This is a genomic window from Mucilaginibacter endophyticus, assembly GCF_003351025.1.
GTDB classification, from domain to species: Bacteria; Bacteroidota; Bacteroidia; order Sphingobacteriales; family Sphingobacteriaceae; genus Mucilaginibacter; species Mucilaginibacter endophyticus.
Genome location: NZ_QPCG01000001.1, coordinates 789,871 through 807,414, shown reverse-complemented (window position 1 = coordinate 807,414; position 17,544 = coordinate 789,871). Strand labels below are relative to the sequence as shown.

The 17,544-nt window shown below is 43.1% G+C and carries 10 protein-coding genes; 1 reads left to right on the top strand and 9 read right to left on the bottom strand.

Features of this window, described 5'->3' with window-relative positions:
* Positions 1-113 precede the first annotated feature (113 nt).
* The 5 genes from DUL71_RS03350 to DUL71_RS03325 all read right to left on the bottom strand — a co-directional run bounded on the left by DUL71_RS03350 (position 114) and on the right by DUL71_RS03325 (position 9,083).
* Entirely contained in the window at positions 114-1,136 is a 1,023-nt protein-coding gene (locus DUL71_RS03350) for a FecR family protein (RefSeq protein ID WP_114936727.1), read from the bottom strand.
* Between the two features lie 144 nt (positions 1,137-1,280).
* Entirely contained in the window at positions 1,281-3,464 is a 2,184-nt protein-coding gene (locus tag DUL71_RS03345) for a TonB-dependent receptor (RefSeq protein ID WP_114936726.1), read from the bottom strand.
* Between the two features lie 437 nt (positions 3,465-3,901).
* Positions 3,902-4,489, bottom strand: coding sequence for an RNA polymerase sigma-70 factor (locus DUL71_RS03335; protein WP_114936724.1), 588 nt, complete (start codon positions 4,487-4,489; stop codon positions 3,902-3,904).
* Positions 4,490-5,012: 523 nt separating this feature from the next.
* Positions 5,013-6,581: an AGE family epimerase/isomerase gene (locus DUL71_RS03330; RefSeq protein ID WP_114936723.1), complete on the bottom strand. Its 1,569-nt coding sequence runs from the start codon at positions 6,579-6,581 to the stop codon at positions 5,013-5,015.
* A 3-nt stretch (positions 6,582-6,584) separates the two neighbouring features.
* The gene (locus DUL71_RS03325; protein WP_114936722.1) at positions 6,585-9,083 is read right to left on the bottom strand and encodes a glycoside hydrolase family 9 protein; all 2,499 of its coding nucleotides are present in this window, start codon (positions 9,081-9,083) and stop codon (positions 6,585-6,587) included.
* Positions 9,084-9,389: 306 nt separating this feature from the next.
* On the opposite strand from DUL71_RS03325, the gene DUL71_RS03320 reads away from it, so the two are divergent.
* The gene (locus DUL71_RS03320) at positions 9,390-10,556 is read left to right on the top strand and encodes a hypothetical protein (RefSeq protein ID WP_154402308.1); all 1,167 of its coding nucleotides are present in this window, start codon (positions 9,390-9,392) and stop codon (positions 10,554-10,556) included.
* Positions 10,557-10,574: 18 nt separating this feature from the next.
* Here the strand turns inward: DUL71_RS03320 and DUL71_RS03315 are convergent, their stop codons facing one another.
* The 4 genes from DUL71_RS03315 to DUL71_RS03300 form a co-directional block, all read right to left on the bottom strand.
* Entirely contained in the window at positions 10,575-11,543 is a 969-nt protein-coding gene (locus DUL71_RS03315) for an alpha/beta fold hydrolase (protein ID WP_114936720.1), read from the bottom strand.
* A gap of 329 nt (positions 11,544-11,872) precedes the next feature.
* Positions 11,873-12,904 (bottom strand): DUF1735 domain-containing protein, encoded by a 1,032-nt coding sequence (locus DUL71_RS03310; protein ID WP_114936719.1) that lies wholly within the window; start codon positions 12,902-12,904, stop codon positions 11,873-11,875.
* 79 nt (positions 12,905-12,983) lie between these two features.
* Positions 12,984-14,669, bottom strand: a complete 1,686-nt coding sequence (locus DUL71_RS03305) for a RagB/SusD family nutrient uptake outer membrane protein (protein ID WP_114936718.1) — start codon at positions 14,667-14,669, stop codon at positions 12,984-12,986.
* A 23-nt stretch (positions 14,670-14,692) separates the two neighbouring features.
* A complete protein-coding gene (locus tag DUL71_RS03300; protein ID WP_114936717.1) occupies positions 14,693-17,530 on the bottom strand; it encodes a SusC/RagA family TonB-linked outer membrane protein in 2,838 nt (945 codons plus the stop codon).
* Positions 17,531-17,544 lie beyond the last annotated feature (14 nt).

Genomic DNA, 17,544 nt, shown 5'->3' with positions numbered 1-17,544 from the left:
CTCGCAACACTTCTAAGTTTTTTTATGCAGATCATTTCGGGTGTGTTTTGCTTTCTTCTTTAGGTTTGTAGTTTTTTGTGCATCTTATAATTTTGAGCGTTTAATAGAATTGGTTATTTAAGTTCAATATGGTTGTTCACAATAGCGTAGTCAACGTTGAGCGATTTCTTTAGCGCGTCAAGCACGTCAGGTAAGTTAAATCCTTCAAAATCTGCATTCAGGATATAATGGTTTAGCCTTTCGCTGCTTACTTTAATATTAACATTAAAACTTGAATCAAGCACCGGGATGATATCCCTCAGGGGTTTATTATCAAACACCAGACGGGTACGCTGATATTGCTTTACCGTTGATTTTTCTTCAACAGCCTGCGCAGTCAGGGTATGCTTATCGTTTAGATAAACCGCCTTTTGGTGCGGATAGATCATCACCTCATCTTTAGTAAGCCTGGTTGTAATAGCACTCCCCTTAGCGCTTACCGAAACTTTACCGGTTAATACGGATACATCGGCTACATTACTTTGCTCGTTATCACGTACCAGGAAGCTGGTTCCCCAAACTTTGGTAACTATCGACCGGCTGCTGATAATAAAAGGACGCTGAGGATTTTTAGTCACCTCAAAAAAGCATTCACCGGATATGCTTACCATCCTCGAGTTGGTGGCAAACGCGTTAGGATAGCTAATTTTTGCCGATGGGCTTAACCAAACGGCGCTACTATCGGGCAGGGTAACTTTATAAATATGACCGGTGTTATTGGCAACGTTAAACAGATGAACGTCGCTTACTGTGGCTGCCACCAGGTGTTGATCTTTTGCTTTTTGAGTATACAAAACAGCAACAGCAGATAGGGCGAAAACAACCGCAGCGGCAGCCGCGGCAGCATACCATTTCCGGAACGGCCTAACTTTTGGCTGCTCTTCAGTTACAGGCAGATTAACAAGATTAAGGTTGCTGATAATACTGAAATAGATATTCTCCTCCAGTTGCTTTTCTTCGGCAGGAGAAAGATCCGAAACATGATCATTTTCATGCTCAAAGCCGAAATACCATTGCTTTACCAAAGCTATCTCGGCCTCGGTGCAATCGCCTTTAATGTATTTCTCAAGCAAATCAATGCGTATAGGTTCTTTCATGAAAGAAAATAATTCCGGTTTATAAATCACATGACGTACGGGAGATAGTGTACCCCCTACACCTCTTTGATATTTTTTTTAAAAAAATATCAAAGAGGTGTTATTACATCATTAAACACTGTAAAACAGAGAATTACTTCTTAGCTATAATTTCAATTTTATGCCACCATTAACTACAAATCCATCTAAGGGCGCATAAATATCCTTAAATGTGGGATTGGTAATGCTTCCGGTATATATCGAACCGAATTTAGTTTGGCGGGTATCAGTAAGGTTTTCGAAGTTTATAAACAATGAAAAACGCTTCCACATCTTCTCTGCCATAAATCCGGCCGTCCAGTATCCACGGCCTACCGAACCATCACTCAAATGCTGCGGACTGAAATAGTATGCTTCGGCTCCAAGTTTTAATTGATCTTCTATTTCGTAAACCAATACGTTGTTAATCCTATGGCGGGATACCAAAGGGTAGTTAATTATCTTATCACCAGTATGTTGGGTAACATCTGCAAAAGTATAACCTATAAATAGCTTAAACTCATCATAGGTTAGTTTAACATTGGTTTCCATTCCTTTGGTATTTAAATCACCGGGAGGTTGCTGGTATTGCAGGTTACCATCGGCAAGTGGGGTAAGCAAAATAGGCCTTTCAATACGGGTGTAAAAGAAAAGCTGGTTAATGTTCAGGCTCACCATGTTATCAAATAAACCGGTTTTGTAGGTTATATCATAATTGGCACCATAAGATCGTTCGGCTTTCGTATTTGCCACATCTATAGGCAATACATTCCTGAACTGTATCCGCTCTGCATCTTCAGTAAATACAGTTGGCGCCTTATAACCAAGCCCGCCTCCTAAACGGGTCGAAAAATGATTATTGATCTTATACAAACCAGAAATTCTCGGTAACAAAAAGAAACCATACTTATTATGATAATCGCCCCTTAGCCCTGATTCCAAAGTAAAGCGCTCAGTGGCATTCCAGGTGTTTTGTACAAAAGCCCCAATGGTACCATAATTGTAGCTTCGTAACGCGAAAGCACTATTTCTGTCTTCGGCAAACTTATCGGTCAGGTAATTTATTCCTGCAACCCAATCGGTTTTACTACTGTTATAAGCATAATTGGCCTCGGTGTAAGAGGAAACCTGCGAGCCCGAAAATTTGTAAGACGGCAGGCCGATGCTACGGTCAAAATAACTCAGGCTGTTTTTAACGGTAAATTTCTCCCGGTCATTAATGGTATGACCAAGCTCCAGTTGTGAGCTGTACCGGCCCGTTTTATTCACTTCAAAATAAGAATGCTGCGCATCGCCATTACCTTTCAGATATTGCATATCGCCTCCGATCCTGTTTTCGACGGTTGAATTTATACCGGCGATCAGTTGTGTGCGATCATTAATATAGAAAAACAATTTAGGGTTAAATGTATAGCGGTTAAACCGGGGGATGGCTGATAAGCCAATATCCGAAGGATCATAAGCTGTACCATGATTATACGCGGCATAAACAGTTGCGCCAATTTTATTGAACTTTTGCGAATAAAACCCGCTCGCGTCAAGCCCCAAAGCTGATGTGCCGTTTAACAGGAAATTTAGCTGACGCTCATTAGTTGGTGTTTTAGATACCAGGTTTACGAGCCCGGCAATAGCACCGCCACCATAGAGCGTAGACGACGAACCTTTAATAACCTCAACCTGCTTCAGATCAAGCGGGGCTATTTGCAATAGGCCAAGCCCGCCAGAAAAACCAGAGTACAACGGAAAGCCATCACGGATGATCTGCGTGTATTTACCATCCAAGCCCTGTATCCGGATGCTCGAATTACCGCTGGTTGCCGAAGTTTGTTGTGTTTGGATACCCGTACTCTCGGCGAGCAACATACGGATATCTCCTGGTTTCATGTTCCCTTTTTCGTCCAGTTCTTCGCCCGAAATCACTTCTACCCTCGTAGGTATATTTGCGATAGTGCGACTGCTTCGAGTAGCGCCTACTACAACCTCGGCAAGGCTTTCCCCTTCCTCTTTCGCAGGTTGCAAAAAAATAAATAAAGGAACCTTCCCACTAAGCGGGAAAATAAGGGTATCTGTTCTGGTTTGATATCCGATAAAGCTATACCGGATAATTTGTTTACCATCCGGAACGCCATTAATAATAATCATTCCGCTTGTATCGGCTGCAGCGCCTTTAGTTGTTCCGGATATTAAGGCGGTGGCGCCAATTAATGGTTCTTTTGTTTTTTCATCTTTAACGATGACTTTAAATGTGTTTTGAGCGTAAGTTAAAGCAGTATATAGCAGTGCAATAAAAAGCACAGTTATTTTTTTCATGATGTTGGTATAAATTAAGTGAATACAGAATTTGGGCCGGGCGGCCGGGTATTAACTTAATTTGGGAGGTAACCAGATAGTAGAAGAAATTTTAGTAATACGTGGCTGGCGGTACGCGGCATATTCATTTGATGTGCTTTCAACAAGCATTGGTAAGCTGATAATAACAGCTTTGCCGGTAATAAAGCCCACGCATGATCCACATGTAAAAAAAGGAGAACAGCCTAAACATTCTTTTTGAACCGGGGCCTGTTTGCTGGTCTTCTCCTTGCTCAACGCCAGGCAATCACTATCCGTACAGCATGGTTTAGCTGAAAGGATAATAACATACAATGACAAAATGAGACAAATAATTTTCACTTGCCAAAGCTATTTAATTATTACCGGCTTGAAAAATGATTTATAAAAATCAATTAATTTGGATTGATTAAAAGAGATTAAAGCCTGTGCAACAGCGCTGCAATCACCCAAAGCAAATGGTGACTTAAACCAACCCGAAGCCTTTTTATAGCCTTAGTAATCTGGTTTTCAACAGTTTTTTCTGATATACCGAGCAATTGAGCTATTTCCTTATTTGTTTTATACTCTTTACGGCTCAACTCAAAAACTGAACGGCATTTATCGGGCAGGTGGCTGATTTCGGTTTCGAGGGTATGGGTAAGATCACGCAGCATGATCGTGTCTTCGGTTCCGGTATCGGTCTCGGTACTTAATAGTTTAAGTGCCTCGGTATGTTTGGCGCGGATGCTTTGTTTACGGTACTGATCAACCACCTGGTTTAAAACCGCCAGGTGCAGATAACCGCCAATAGTAGTATTAATTTGAAGTGTGTGCCTTTTATGCCAAAGGTTTGAAAATATCTCCTGAACAACCTCCTCGCACAGTTCCTTGTTTTTCAGGCGCTTATAGGCATCACCGTACAGTTTTTTCCAATAGCGCTGGTAAATCTCCCTGAACGCACTAAGCTTATCCTGCTGCAGCAATCCCAACAAATCCTCCTCAGTCAGCCTGGTAAAATCGTTCATTTGTTAAATAACGTGGCAATTAGTGTTAAATGATTGGCAAAACTGAAAATAATTATGGCAACTAACAAGATGTGAATTGTAATACTTTTAACATAAAACTCTCCATTATGTAGCTTTGACACAATGAGATAATAGATTTACTGTGTTGATTTTACAGGGAAGAAATTGAGAATTTCAGCTTATTTCATTCGATTTTAAGCGAATTTATATTGACCGTAAATTGACGCAAAGCAAATATTTCTGCCGTTTAGTGAGATAAAATATCGTTAAGGAGATAGGGGCAGTTTGATTTAATAACGGGAGGTTGAGTGTTTATGTAATATTTATTTTGGTGGGGATTTGTCATAAATAAACTTTAGAAGAAAAATAAAAATAATTAGGTTTATGTAATATACCTGATTAGAAGATGTCATAGCCACAGGCCGGTATCCGCTTCTATCCCTAACGCAAATGTAAAGTGTATTATATAAAATTGTGCTAACTACAATCTATCCTCCACATAGTAATTTCTCATTTAGTCAATTCATAAAGCTTTAACCTGAACCGATTGATTCCCTGCCAAATCCACTGCTCTTACACTCAACTTACTGTTTCTACCTGTCGCAAAATAATTCAACGGTGTAAACCCTATCCGTTTACCATTGCTGTAAATATTGTAACCCAGTACCCGTTTATTATCCGTAGATGGCTGCCACTTCAAAACGCCTTTTATTACTTTAACCTGCTTTGGGGCAGTCGGTGGTATTTTATCTGGGTTGAGCTGCATCACACAGTTCATTAGGGCGCGGAAGGTATGGTAAGTCCCTTTCCAGATTTGGCCTTTAAGGGCTGTTTTATATTGAGGCTGCTTGTCAATGCCACCCTGGTACCAGTCGCCGTGCTCATGATCTATCAGATAAGTTTGGGTATATTGCCAAAGGTTTTTAAATTGATCAAAGTATTGGTGCTTATCGGCAGGATACTTAGCGGCCATAATAAGCAGGGTGTTTAAACCTTCGGCCTGGGCCCACCAGTTTTTGGTATCTTCGGTAATGGTAACGCCGGGGGTATCTTTAAAATAATAGCCCTCATCATAAAAGCCGCCCACTTTATTATCCCAGCCGTGATCCAGGGCATCATCAACCATTTTTTTACCAACCGCTAATGTTTTGGCATCATCCTCCAAACCCAGAGCATGAGATGCTTCGAGCATGAGGTAAGCCGTCTCTACGTTGTGCCCGTACGAGATATGGTCGAGGCTATGGTGCTGTTTATAAACTGCCATACCCGAATCACGAAAAGATACCGGGGTCCAATCCGGTTGAAAAAACAGGATGAGGTTACCCTTATTGTTAGTGATCTTATCACGTACCAGCAGCAGCATTTCTTGCAAACGGGTTTTCAGTAATGCATCAGGCCATACGCCATACAGTTCTGTAAAAGATTCCAGCAGGTGGATAGATGAGTTTTGATCTTTATACCCTGTTTCGGCAGTTGATTTTATGATGACGTCCCTTACAATAGGTGTCCCATCCCGTTCCATATGCTGATAATACCCTTTATAAACGGGATCGTGCGCGTGCTTTTCCAGCCACCAAAAACATTGTTTAGCCAAGTTTAAGGCACTGGTATCGCCAGAGGCCTGGTAATAAGCCGCAAGCGCGTAAATAGCAAACGAATTACCATAAGCCTCTTTTGGAGCGAAACCTCCTTGCTTAGGGTTCCCCTGTTTATCGGTAAAAATGTAAAAGCCACCGTACTCCTTATCCCAAAGTTTATCCCGCAAAAACTCGTAGCCATGGCTTGCTCCTGCCATGTAATACTTTTTACCGGGGAAAAGCTCGGCGGCTTTGCTGTTACTCCAAACATGGCGTGCCTGGGTCACAATCATTTTATCCTGGTTTCCGGTTGGCTTAAAATCATAGGTAAAGGCGCTCAAAAACCCACCATCCGCCGTATCAATCGCAGCCGGATACCAGGGCTTAAGCAACTCATCAACCATGGATTTTTGCATTTCATGGGCTATTTTCTTCTTTTCGCCCAGGTTATTTTGCGCAAATGCTATAGTTGCAGTGCCCACCAAAGCCGCAAGCAAACTGATCTTCAATTTCATAACTTACTTTTTATTTAAAACGTGATCGGCTGCTAAAACCAGGAACAGGTAATCGGTGGTGCCTCCACCTAAAACATATTCGCCTTGTTGCCATAAATAAGGCCAGTTGAGCAATTCAGGAAAATCGGGACGAATAAGCGCCGTGCCCGAAGTAATACCTCCGGGAATGTAAGAGCGATCTGCCCGGTTAAAGCCGTAAGCCGTAGTCATTGATCTTGCACCTACTCCTGATACAAATGACGCTGTGTTAGCACCCGGATGGCAGCCCAGCACAAAATCAATAGCGTGCAGCATATAGGTATCGCTGAAAACCGACGGAAAACCGCTGTATAAAAAGTATTGCTTATACCCAAAATTCTGGATCCCCCAGCCTGCACCCCAGATATTAGGCTCGTACGGTACGCCATAAGGTGTTTTAGCCCCCTGCTGCTGAATATTTGCGTAAAGCTTTTTAACCGCTTCGGTTATTTTGCTATGATAGTTTGCATCACTAATTAACCCCATGGTACGACCAACCAGCCAGCCGGTATTGTCAATGTTAGCGGCTATTGCATCGGTATTGCCAACCAAATAATCGGCATAAGTTTTATCTTTTGTGGTGATGTATAACTCAACAGCCAAAGCAATACGATGGCGTAAGGTTTGATCTGTTGTGTTTTTCCAAACCTCCTGTGCTATTTGCAGGCATTGGGTGGCCAGCGTATCGTTATAACCCTTCATTACGCGACTTGCAGCGGCCAGCGCGGCAGCAGTTTCCAACGAGCGACCGGGATTATCTTCTGTAAATACCCACCTGTCATCGGCCGCGGCAGAGGTTTTCAATACGGGATCGGTATTGTTGGCGTTGGTTACAAAAGGTTTGTTATCGGTAATATTAGCGGCATCGCCTAAAATGGTGTACTGCCTTATGGTTGGCTCAATAACACCGCGATAAAAGCGCCCCATAGCCTGGTAGCCACCTGTTATGGCCAGTAAACCATGCTCAATCTGTTGCAGCATATCCGGTTTGCCATCGGGTTGATGAATCTCTACAATATGGTTCTTTTGGTCGATGGTTGTGTTATCATACTTTACATCAAAAGCCTCGTAAGCTAATGTAAGCCCGTGCACGGTTTCGGCCTGCGATTCAACTCTTAAATCAAAATCACCGGCATCGTGCCAGGCTCCTCTGTCAAGAAAAGGTACATTATCGCCCGGTTTATATTTATTGAGTGTGCTATGTCCCTGGATATAACCATCAAAATGATTGGAATCAATTGGTGCCATCCTGGCATCGTCCATATGGCATAGGCCATGCCATACACGGTATTTTTCGTTAACACGCATATGGCACATCTGTATTGGCAAAAAGTATGAAAGTGTTGGTTGCCAAACATCATTTTTAAATACATCGGTACTGATCTGGAAGGGCTCCGTTTGATAGTTGCCATATTTAACCACGTACATGCCCGGTTTAGTGATTTTTGTAAAATCAAATTGCAGGTAATGATATCTTAAAAAGTCGCCCCAGTTAGTTGGGATAGCTTTTAAAGCCGGGATCAATCCTCCGTTTTCAGCTACTCTTAATAATGATACGGGCTGTACCTTTTTATCATTTTTATCCAATTCAATAACCGCTATTTTTTGTTGTGCAGGGTGATACCCTACCTGCGATACTTGTATCACCGGCTCCGATTGCCAGCCATCCACAGCATTTGGGGTAACCAGCCACTCTATAGCATTTTTTGATGCCCCTTTAGCTACTAATGATCTTACTACAAACCAGCCATTATTGTGCTTAGCCCTACCATCAAGCAGTTGCAGGTTACCGCCCAAAAGGTTTTGGATAGTCATGCGCTGCAGATCAGTTTCTGGTACTATGGTAAGCTTTTTACCCTCTGCCATCGGCATTACCTGGGTCTCTCCTTCCGCGTCAGTATAGGTTTGCCCGTTGGCCTGCTGAGGGAAAATGCCGAATTGCTTATCCATATAGTACGATTTTCCAAACAGGATACCGGGGAACAACTCAAGGTTAAAACCAACCTTACCAATCCAGTTATCTGGCAGGGATTTATCTAAATCCACTATAATTTTAAAGGCCCTCCCGACAGGAATTACCCTGATGTTATAAGCAAAATTCAGATCGGGGTAAATAATAGGATTAAAGCCATGACGGTTCATGTCCGGGTTAGGGAATTCCATGCGTACGCTTACCTCGCCGGTATTTTTGTTCACCACCCGCTTGCCTACCTTAGGTATAGGTGACCACTGCCCCGGCGTAGGTTCAAGCCTGATATCCCCATTGGTGGCTACGCGCTGTCCGTTTTGAATAATGCCTACGCCACCCTGATGCCCTTCCGGATAAAAATCATGGGCAAGCATTACGTTTACACCCTTATATTCAAGATACTCCTGCGCGTTAAGCTTCATTAAATTAGCTGCAGGTTTAACCTGGGCATTCAAAAAAAAGGGAAACGAACAGCAGGCAGCAACAATGGCGGTGAAGGTAAATTTAAATCTCATCGGGATAATGGTTAGCCGGTAATATGCAATACGATATTTGCACGGCTAAAAATAACGCCACAGTAAAGGCACGATGTAATGATATATTAACCTTTTGTAGCTGATTTTATACGACAACACAGATTTTACAAGATGTTGCCGCCCCTAAAAGCGAAGAAACACCACAAAACGCTAACTACCAGATAATTAAAATAAAAATACCTACCACTGGGTATTCATTTTGTGCATTTATTAATTAAATTTGGTTACCAATAATACCTGCGTGCCGAAAAAGGGATCAAAGAGTAGGCAACAATCATCCAACCCATGGCCTTATTATTAGTTCTTGCCTTAATGGCGTCGCTGTCGCTAATTCCTCTGTCGTTAAAAAAACGGCTAATTAAGCTACCAGCAAGCGCGTTGATATTGATGATTCCCATTTGCGCCGCCGCCCAAACAGGAGCAGGCGACAGTACAAAAACAGCCCCGATTAAAGCAGATTCCGTTAAAACTGCCACCCTCCCCGATTCGATATTAAGCATTACTAATTTAAGCGGGCGAAAAGATTCGGCCAGGCTTAACGAGATCATTGCTATCAGGATAAAAACCAAATTGCCTATCGATTCATTTAAAACGCTTTATGTAGATGACATTAAGGTGGGAGAAACTGCATTCTGGAGCAGTAACGACTATGAAAAGATCATTTACTTTAAGATCGATGAATCTGTACAAAACCTTGCCGTTCAGTTTTTAGCCAGCAAATCTATCGACAAAGCCCGTATCCCCGTCTATTTTTCGGTCGGCGATTCGCATGGCTACATTACCAAAGGCCTGATCAAAACCCAGCTTGAGGTTAAACAAAAAATAAACCGGGTTTGGGTATGGATAATGGCTGTTGTTATGGCCGGCTTCCTGGCGATGGGCCTGAAGAATAATATTTTAAAAGACGATGCCAATATTTACTACAGCCTCAGCCGTACGCAATTATTGTACTGGACGGTGATCTTTTCCGGCGCTTATCTGTACATCTGTAACGAAACCGGGGCGCTGCCCGATATTCCGGGTTCATTACTGGCTATCCTGGGTATCAGTGCTGCAACTATGGCCGCGGGCAAGGTTATCGAAAACGATCAGAAACCCAAAACAGATATTGACCCAAAAGCACACAGCGAAGGCTTTTTTCACGATATCCTGTCCGATAGGAGCAGCATCAACATTCAACGCCTCCAAAATGTGATGTTCAATGTTTTGTTTGGGTTGATCTTTATCCAAAGAACAATATCATCAAACCTGCTGGCTGATTTTGACAACAACATTCTATTGATGATGGGGATAAGCGCCGGTACTTATGCAGGTTTAAAAGCCACCGAACCTACCAAAGATCAACCGACAGAACAACACGACTCCACCACCGTTGGCAACGAACCTCCTCCTCCCCCCACAGACAAACCTACTGGAGATAACGCCAATGGAGGTGCAGACAAGCCAAATTAAACCGGGCGGGCAGACTATTTACTGAGCCAAAAACTCGTTGATAACCGCGAATTCCTGTTCCGGCTCTTCAACCTGAGGGTTGTGGCCCGATTTTTCAAAGATCACGAATTGTGCCTGCGGGCAGTACTCTTTATATTTAACCGCCATCCATGGTGTTGCTACCCGGTCAAAGCGGCCGGTTACAATCAGGATCGGCATTTTCAGGTTTTTAAGCTGCTTGCGGTAATCGAAAGTGCCAATATCGCTGCCTACAATAAAATCGCCGTCTTTACCCACCATCTGATAGTAAACCTGGCTATAGTGCGGGTTGGGATAATAGCGGTTGCTTACTCCTTTCTTGGGTTCAAAATTGCCGGGGTTGTACGCATATAAAAACCCGTAGGGCACTTCGCTGTATATGGCCTGATGATCCCGATCACTTGATACAGCTCCTTCGTTCCTGATCTTCATCAATCTTTCCCAAACTTCGGGGTAGTTGGTTTTTATTTCATGGTTGGAGTTATCATCGTTTTCCTGCCACATTACAAAACTGTGAAAGGTATCGGCCAAAATAAGGTGGCTCAAATGTGCAGGGTATTTAATGGCATAGCCCTGTGCAACAACCCCGCCATACGAATGCCCTAACACGGTGATCTTATCCAGTTTTAAAGCTACTCGCAAACCTTCTATATCATCAATGTCACGCGCAAGGCTATATTCTGTAACATTCTTAGCCGAATCAGACTTACCACGTCCCAGCGCGTCGAAATAAATTAGCTGATGACGATTATTTGCCAATGAATCAAAGCTGCGCAGACCTAAATGGGTACCACCCGGACCACCTGCAATAAAAATAATCGGATCTCCCTCTCCTACCGTCACTACCCATAACTTCGATCCATTTACAGTGACGTACCTGCCGTCTGTCCAGCTGTCAACGTGTTTTACCTGAGCCTTTGCAAGGTTTGCAGTTAAGAATAATATTATGATGATATATAAGTGTTTCATGCTTTTGTTTAGAGCAACTAAAATAAAAATTTAAATGATAACCCTTAGGGGCTCTATGAGAGACCCTAAGGGGACGAAAATTTACGTTACTAATAAGAATTGTCATTTCGAAACGAGGCACGAGTGAGAAATCTTATACGCCATAAAAGCCGGATTGCATGGTTCGCCAATTTGTAGTGTAATACTTCGCCACTGTCTAAACGACATTTCCCTCAAAAAAACAGCGCCCCGGATCTCACCCCGGAGCGCTTCATAGTATAGAATTTATACTAATCAACTAAATCTCAATTCATCATTGAGAATCGGTTGGCTATTTCTTTTCAGAAGCATCAATTCACTCGTCTGAAATCAATATTGGTGATTTTGATACCTGTTGTACCCAGGCTTGACCCACCCGAACGGATCAACACATAAGCAGTACCACTTGTAGGGAATGATACCACGTTACCACTGCCGGCACATGATATTGCCGACAATAAACCGTTGAAAGGTGATTTACCGCAGCCGTTCCAGGTGTTCAGCGCTATACGGGTACCTCCGTCGGCATAGTCACTTGCCTCAGAAGGCACACCCTGGCCTACATAAACTTCAAACCAGCAATCGGTAGCGCCTGAGCCGGCTACAGTCATGTCAATTTTATATTTTTTGTTGGCCCTTACCTGAACAGGCTGAACTAGACCTTGCTGGCCCCAGTTACCGCCTGTTGCCAATACACTGCCATCGGCATTTACCTTAAAGGTTACACCATCGGTACGGTGATAAATTTGCCATTTGGTATTATCTATCACATTGGTTTTGGGAGTAATAGCATCTATCAGGTCTGCAACACTAAAATAAATGACAGCCCTATTCATATCGGCATTCACTTCCTGCTTTGATGAGTTTGCAATTTTAATACCCAGCGCAGCTACTTTACCGTCATACTTGTTCAGGCTGGCAATTTTTATTTTAGGAGTAATGCTCCCTTTCATAATGTTATTAGTCAGCTTCACGGTATCCTTTGCGGCCAGTGTAAAATCAGCCGGATCAAGTACAACCGTGTTAGCGGGCAATTTACCGGCTGTAACAAGTCCAGCTATAGCCGTATTATCGGTACTTACATCAACTGTAAGGGCTTCAAAGTTTGATTCGCCACCCCTGTAGACCGGGATAGAAAAATTAACTGTGCTCGTTGAGCTATCAACCTTAAGTGAGCTTCCGGCCATAACATCAACCAAACCATCAGGTTTCTCAGAATCGGGCAGGTATACTTTTACAGCAGGGTCCGACTTTACACCGTTCAGGTGCTCCTGTTTACAACCTGCAACTCCCAGCAACAGGCATGCCGCCGAAAGCTTTACTAATGATGCATTAATTTTCATGAAAATATTTTTTACATTATTAATTTAAATCATTTAACAGCCCATCGCCTTGATTTAAAAGCGATGGGACTGCACGTATCTACCAGCCCGGATTTTGCGTCCAGCCTGTTTTTGAAATCTCTGACTGCGGTATTGGATACCATTCCATTTTAGCAGAAAACACCCTGTCTTCAAGTTTCTTCACGGTGTAAACACCTGCATTGGTAATATCAATGCGATTAGCCGGCTTGCTGAAATAGCTTACACCTTTTTTCCACCTGCGCACATCCCATAAGCGGTTGTTTTCAAAGCTTAACTCAACGTTACGCTCATGCTCAATAGCCTGCTGATTTAGCTGAGCCACCGTAAGCGCAGGCATTTGTACACGCTGCCTAACCTTGTTAATAGCCTGAAGCGCTGTCATACCATAACCCTGCGGATCTGCGTCCGGACCATAGGCATTAAACATGGCCTCGGCATAGCTTAACAAAACATCGGCATACCTGAAATACATCCAGGCGTGATTGGCAGTTGTATTGTTGATCAGATCGACAGATTGATTAACCCATTTTGACAGGTAATAACCTGTTTTAGTAGCATTTTGCTTAGGCAAACCACTGTTACCGCCAAAATAGGTTTGGATAGAAGTTCCCTTAAAGGTTGCACCATTGTACACAATAGTTGCTGCAAAACGTGGGTCACGGTTGGTATAAGGAGCAGCAGCATGGGCTGGATTAGTCCAGTCAAACGGAACCGAACCGGTAATGGTGCTTCCTGATTTCACAAGTACTTCGTAATCGCTAACCAGGTTTTCGGCCGGTGTAATGCTGTTACCATTACTGTTCTGAAATACAATAGGGAAGTTATTGTATTCAATCAGATTCATGGCGCCATACCTGCGGAAAAAGATAGCCTCGCCGGATGAAGTATTATTGGCGCCAAAAAGGTTGGAGTAATTGGCATCAAGCGAATAACTGCCCATTGCTATCACATCATGAGCCGCTGATGCTGCCTGTGCCCAGGTAGTAGTTGAACCATTTGCGGTAAACAGCGGGCTTGCGCCGTAAAGCAGGGCTTTGGCCTTTAAGGTTTTGATAGCCCCATTGGTTACCCTACCCGACTCATACCATGAGTATGGCGAAAGATTGGCCGGGATAATAGCAGCTGCCTTATCGCATAATGAGGCAATGTATTTGATACACTCGTCAACTGAATTACGTTGTACATTTTTCCATGAGTTAGGATCATTATAATCAAGCGGCTGCTCAAAAATAGGGACGCCACCATAGCGTTTTACCAGCTCAAAGTAAAAGTAGGCCTTTAAAAACAGGGCCTCGCCTTCCATAAACTTAACGTTATTGCGGGCGTTATAGTAAGTGGTTGAATCTGTAGATGTAATTTTATCCTTGATGTAATTGATATCAACTTTCCCCTTGTTTTTAAGATAGAGGTTTGCCTGGCGGATGCCATCGAAATTAGTTGCCCAAACATTATCCGGGTTGGTGTACTGGTTCCAGGTGCCGTAATTAAATACCTGCACAGGATCAACCGAGTTAGTAGCTTCGGCTTCATCAGTAGCCCCTTCAAGGTTAAGGTTACTTATGCCATCGGGCAGGTAACTGTATGTATTCCACATCTGTTGCTGTACATAGGTATAGTTTGAGTACAACTTATCGGTGGTAATGTCGGCCTTAATGGTTTGCACCTCAAGGTAATTGTGCTTACATGATGAGTAAAGCAGCGTGCCCAGGGCCAGCATTGTTATTGTATATCGATTTCTTTTCATTTCCTTGTAATCAAATTTTAATACTACAATTTCACTTTCATACCAAATGTTACCGCTTTCACTAAAGGATAGCCCATTGAAAGGCGCTCGGCTTCAAGGCCTTCTATCTTATCCCATGTAAACAGGTTGGTACCATTCACGAAAACCCTTACGGCATCCAGCTTCCTTAAAAATCCGCGCTGTGGCAGGGTATAGCCTAATTCAACACTGCGCAGTTTCAGGAAGTTGCCGTTGCGCATCCAGAAATCAGATTGCTGATCATTGTTAGGATTTGCAAGCGTTGATAACCGTGGAGAAGTAGCAGTAGCCGCGTTTTGAGGTGTCCAACTGTTTGCCGAAAACTCAGAGATGTTATTATTGAATACAAATGGATGGGTATAGGTGTAAGCAGCATCGAGCAAACTAACGGTACGGTGCAATACGCCTTGCAGGTAAGCATCAAAATCAAAACCAGCGTATTTGAAACCGAGGTTAAAACCTAAGGTAATTTCAGGAAGTACCGAATACTTCATTGGCACCTTATCATAATCATTGATGATACCGTTGCCGTCCTGGTCTTTGAATTTCAGGTCTCCGGGCTTAACATTGGTATATGATGATGCTACGATACCTGGCTTAAGGTTACCATTGGCATCAAAATCCGATTGCTGGTAAAAACCGGTGTATACCAGCCCCTTCATTTGGCCAATAGGGTATCCCTGAGTATACAGGTAATTATATGGCTGCGGGTTTTCTGAACGCTTAACTATTTTATTACGGGCATACGCAAATGAACCGCCTACATAATATTTAAATTTGTTATCATTTTGTTCATACTTCAATGATGCTTCCAAACCTTTGTTATGTACCTCGCCGGTATTGGCATATTGCAGGTTAAAGCCGGTATAATCAGGAACACTTGCTGTTGGAACTTCAAGGATGCCCGTACGTTTTTCGGTAAACACATCTAATGTACCCGAAAGATTTTTCCATAACGTGAAGTCTAAACCAAGGTTAAGGGTTGTTTTTTTCTCCCAGGCAAAATTCAGGTTAGCAAAAGGGCCTTCGGTCAAGCCACCGTGCCCGGTGTTACCTGTACCTGTTACCCAACCAGGCGCACTAACTGCAAATTGCTGGTATAAAAAGCGGTAAGCCTCATTAACGTTACCTACAGTACCATATGATGCACGCACCTTCAGGAAGTTAATGGTTGAGTTATCCTTTAGAAAATCTTCTTTTGACGCTATCCAGCCTAAACCTAAAGCAGGGAACCAGCCATAACGGTTGCCCGGCGCAAAATCTGCCGAGCCGCTGTATGAACCTGAAAGATCAACGATGTATTTTTTATCGTAGTCGTAAGTTACATTACCAGCGATGCCTTGTGTACGTACCTGGTAAACAATACCGTCATGCGTATACCCCTGCCTGCGCGCCTGGATCATACCGGTAAAGGTTGATTTGCCGAAGGTACGGTCGTAATCAAAACCTACCCTTACTGTTGTACGGTTCCAGTGAGCACCACCGCCGTCGCTGCTCGACTGGCTGATCGGTGTTACCGGGGTTGAGCCATAAATAGCTTTGCCCTGTGCATCCTGACCGGTAATTTCAAATGAATTTACCGAGAATTGTTTCTGATAAATACCTACATACTGGTTGGCAAATGAAACCTCACCTTTAAGGTCGAGGCCCTTAGTCAGCTTATCCAGTTTTTGCACAAAGCTAAAGTTGGTTTGCAGGTTACGTGTGTGTGATTGGTAAACACCATTTTGCTGTAAAAGCTGAATAGGGTTAAATTTATACACCGAGCTGTTGCCCCAGGTGCCATTAGGATTTTTAACCGGGAAAGCGGCAGCCGGAATGGCCATGATGTTATTGAACACTTGCGCCGCTGTGAAACCCGATGGTGTATTCCTGTCTTCGGTGATACCGCTAATGTTGGCTGTTACTACCAGGTTTTTATTCAACTGCAGCTCAATATTTGCCCTGAGGTTTAACTTGGTGTATTTGGCATTAGTACCAAAATCCTTATCAATGATATCGGCGTTTTTGTATAAACCTTCAAAATTGGTATAGTTCATCAGTACAAAAAACTTGGCTGTGTTGTTACCGCCACGGAAACCAAAGTTATAATCCTGGATAGCCGAAGTTTTTTTAAGCAATTCATCATACCAGTTCACATTTGGGTGAAAAGGATCGTTGGCAGCTTTATACAACTCCGGATTAGCATATTTAATTGGCAAACCATCGTTTGTTAGCGCATTGTTATAATTGGTAGTATAACCGTAAGCATCCATCACCTTCGGCAGGTCAATAGGGCTTAGTATGCCATATTTACCGTTTACAAATACCTGCGTTTTATTTAAAACAGCGCCTTTTTTGGTGCGGATACTTAATACGCCCGAACCACCTTCAAGGCCGTAAACAGCCAGCGCGGCAGCGTCTTTCAATAAAGTAACTGATTCAATTTCATAAGCCGACAGACCGCTAATTGCGCCCATATCAACCTGGAAACCATCGAGGTAGATCAACACCTGGTTACCCTGAAGGTTCCAGCTGCTCACCCCTCTCATATAAAAGGTTGGGTTATCATAACCTGGCTCGCCCGATCCGGTAACTACGGTTAAACCCGGAATGCGGCCCTGTAATGTATTAAGCAGGTTACCCGAGGTCATGCGGGTTAAGTCTTCGCCCGAAAGCGTGAAAACCGCGCCGGTATTACGCCATGCTTTATCTATTCTCAAGCCGCCGTCAACAAAGTCTTTATACGAACTTGCCTTTTTTATGGTATCGGCCGGTGCCTTAACCGCTGTTTGGGCGTTTACCGCCGAAAAACTGCAGAACGTAAGCATCCAGGCCAAAAAGTTTTTATAATCTTTTTTCATTGTTTTTCACTAAT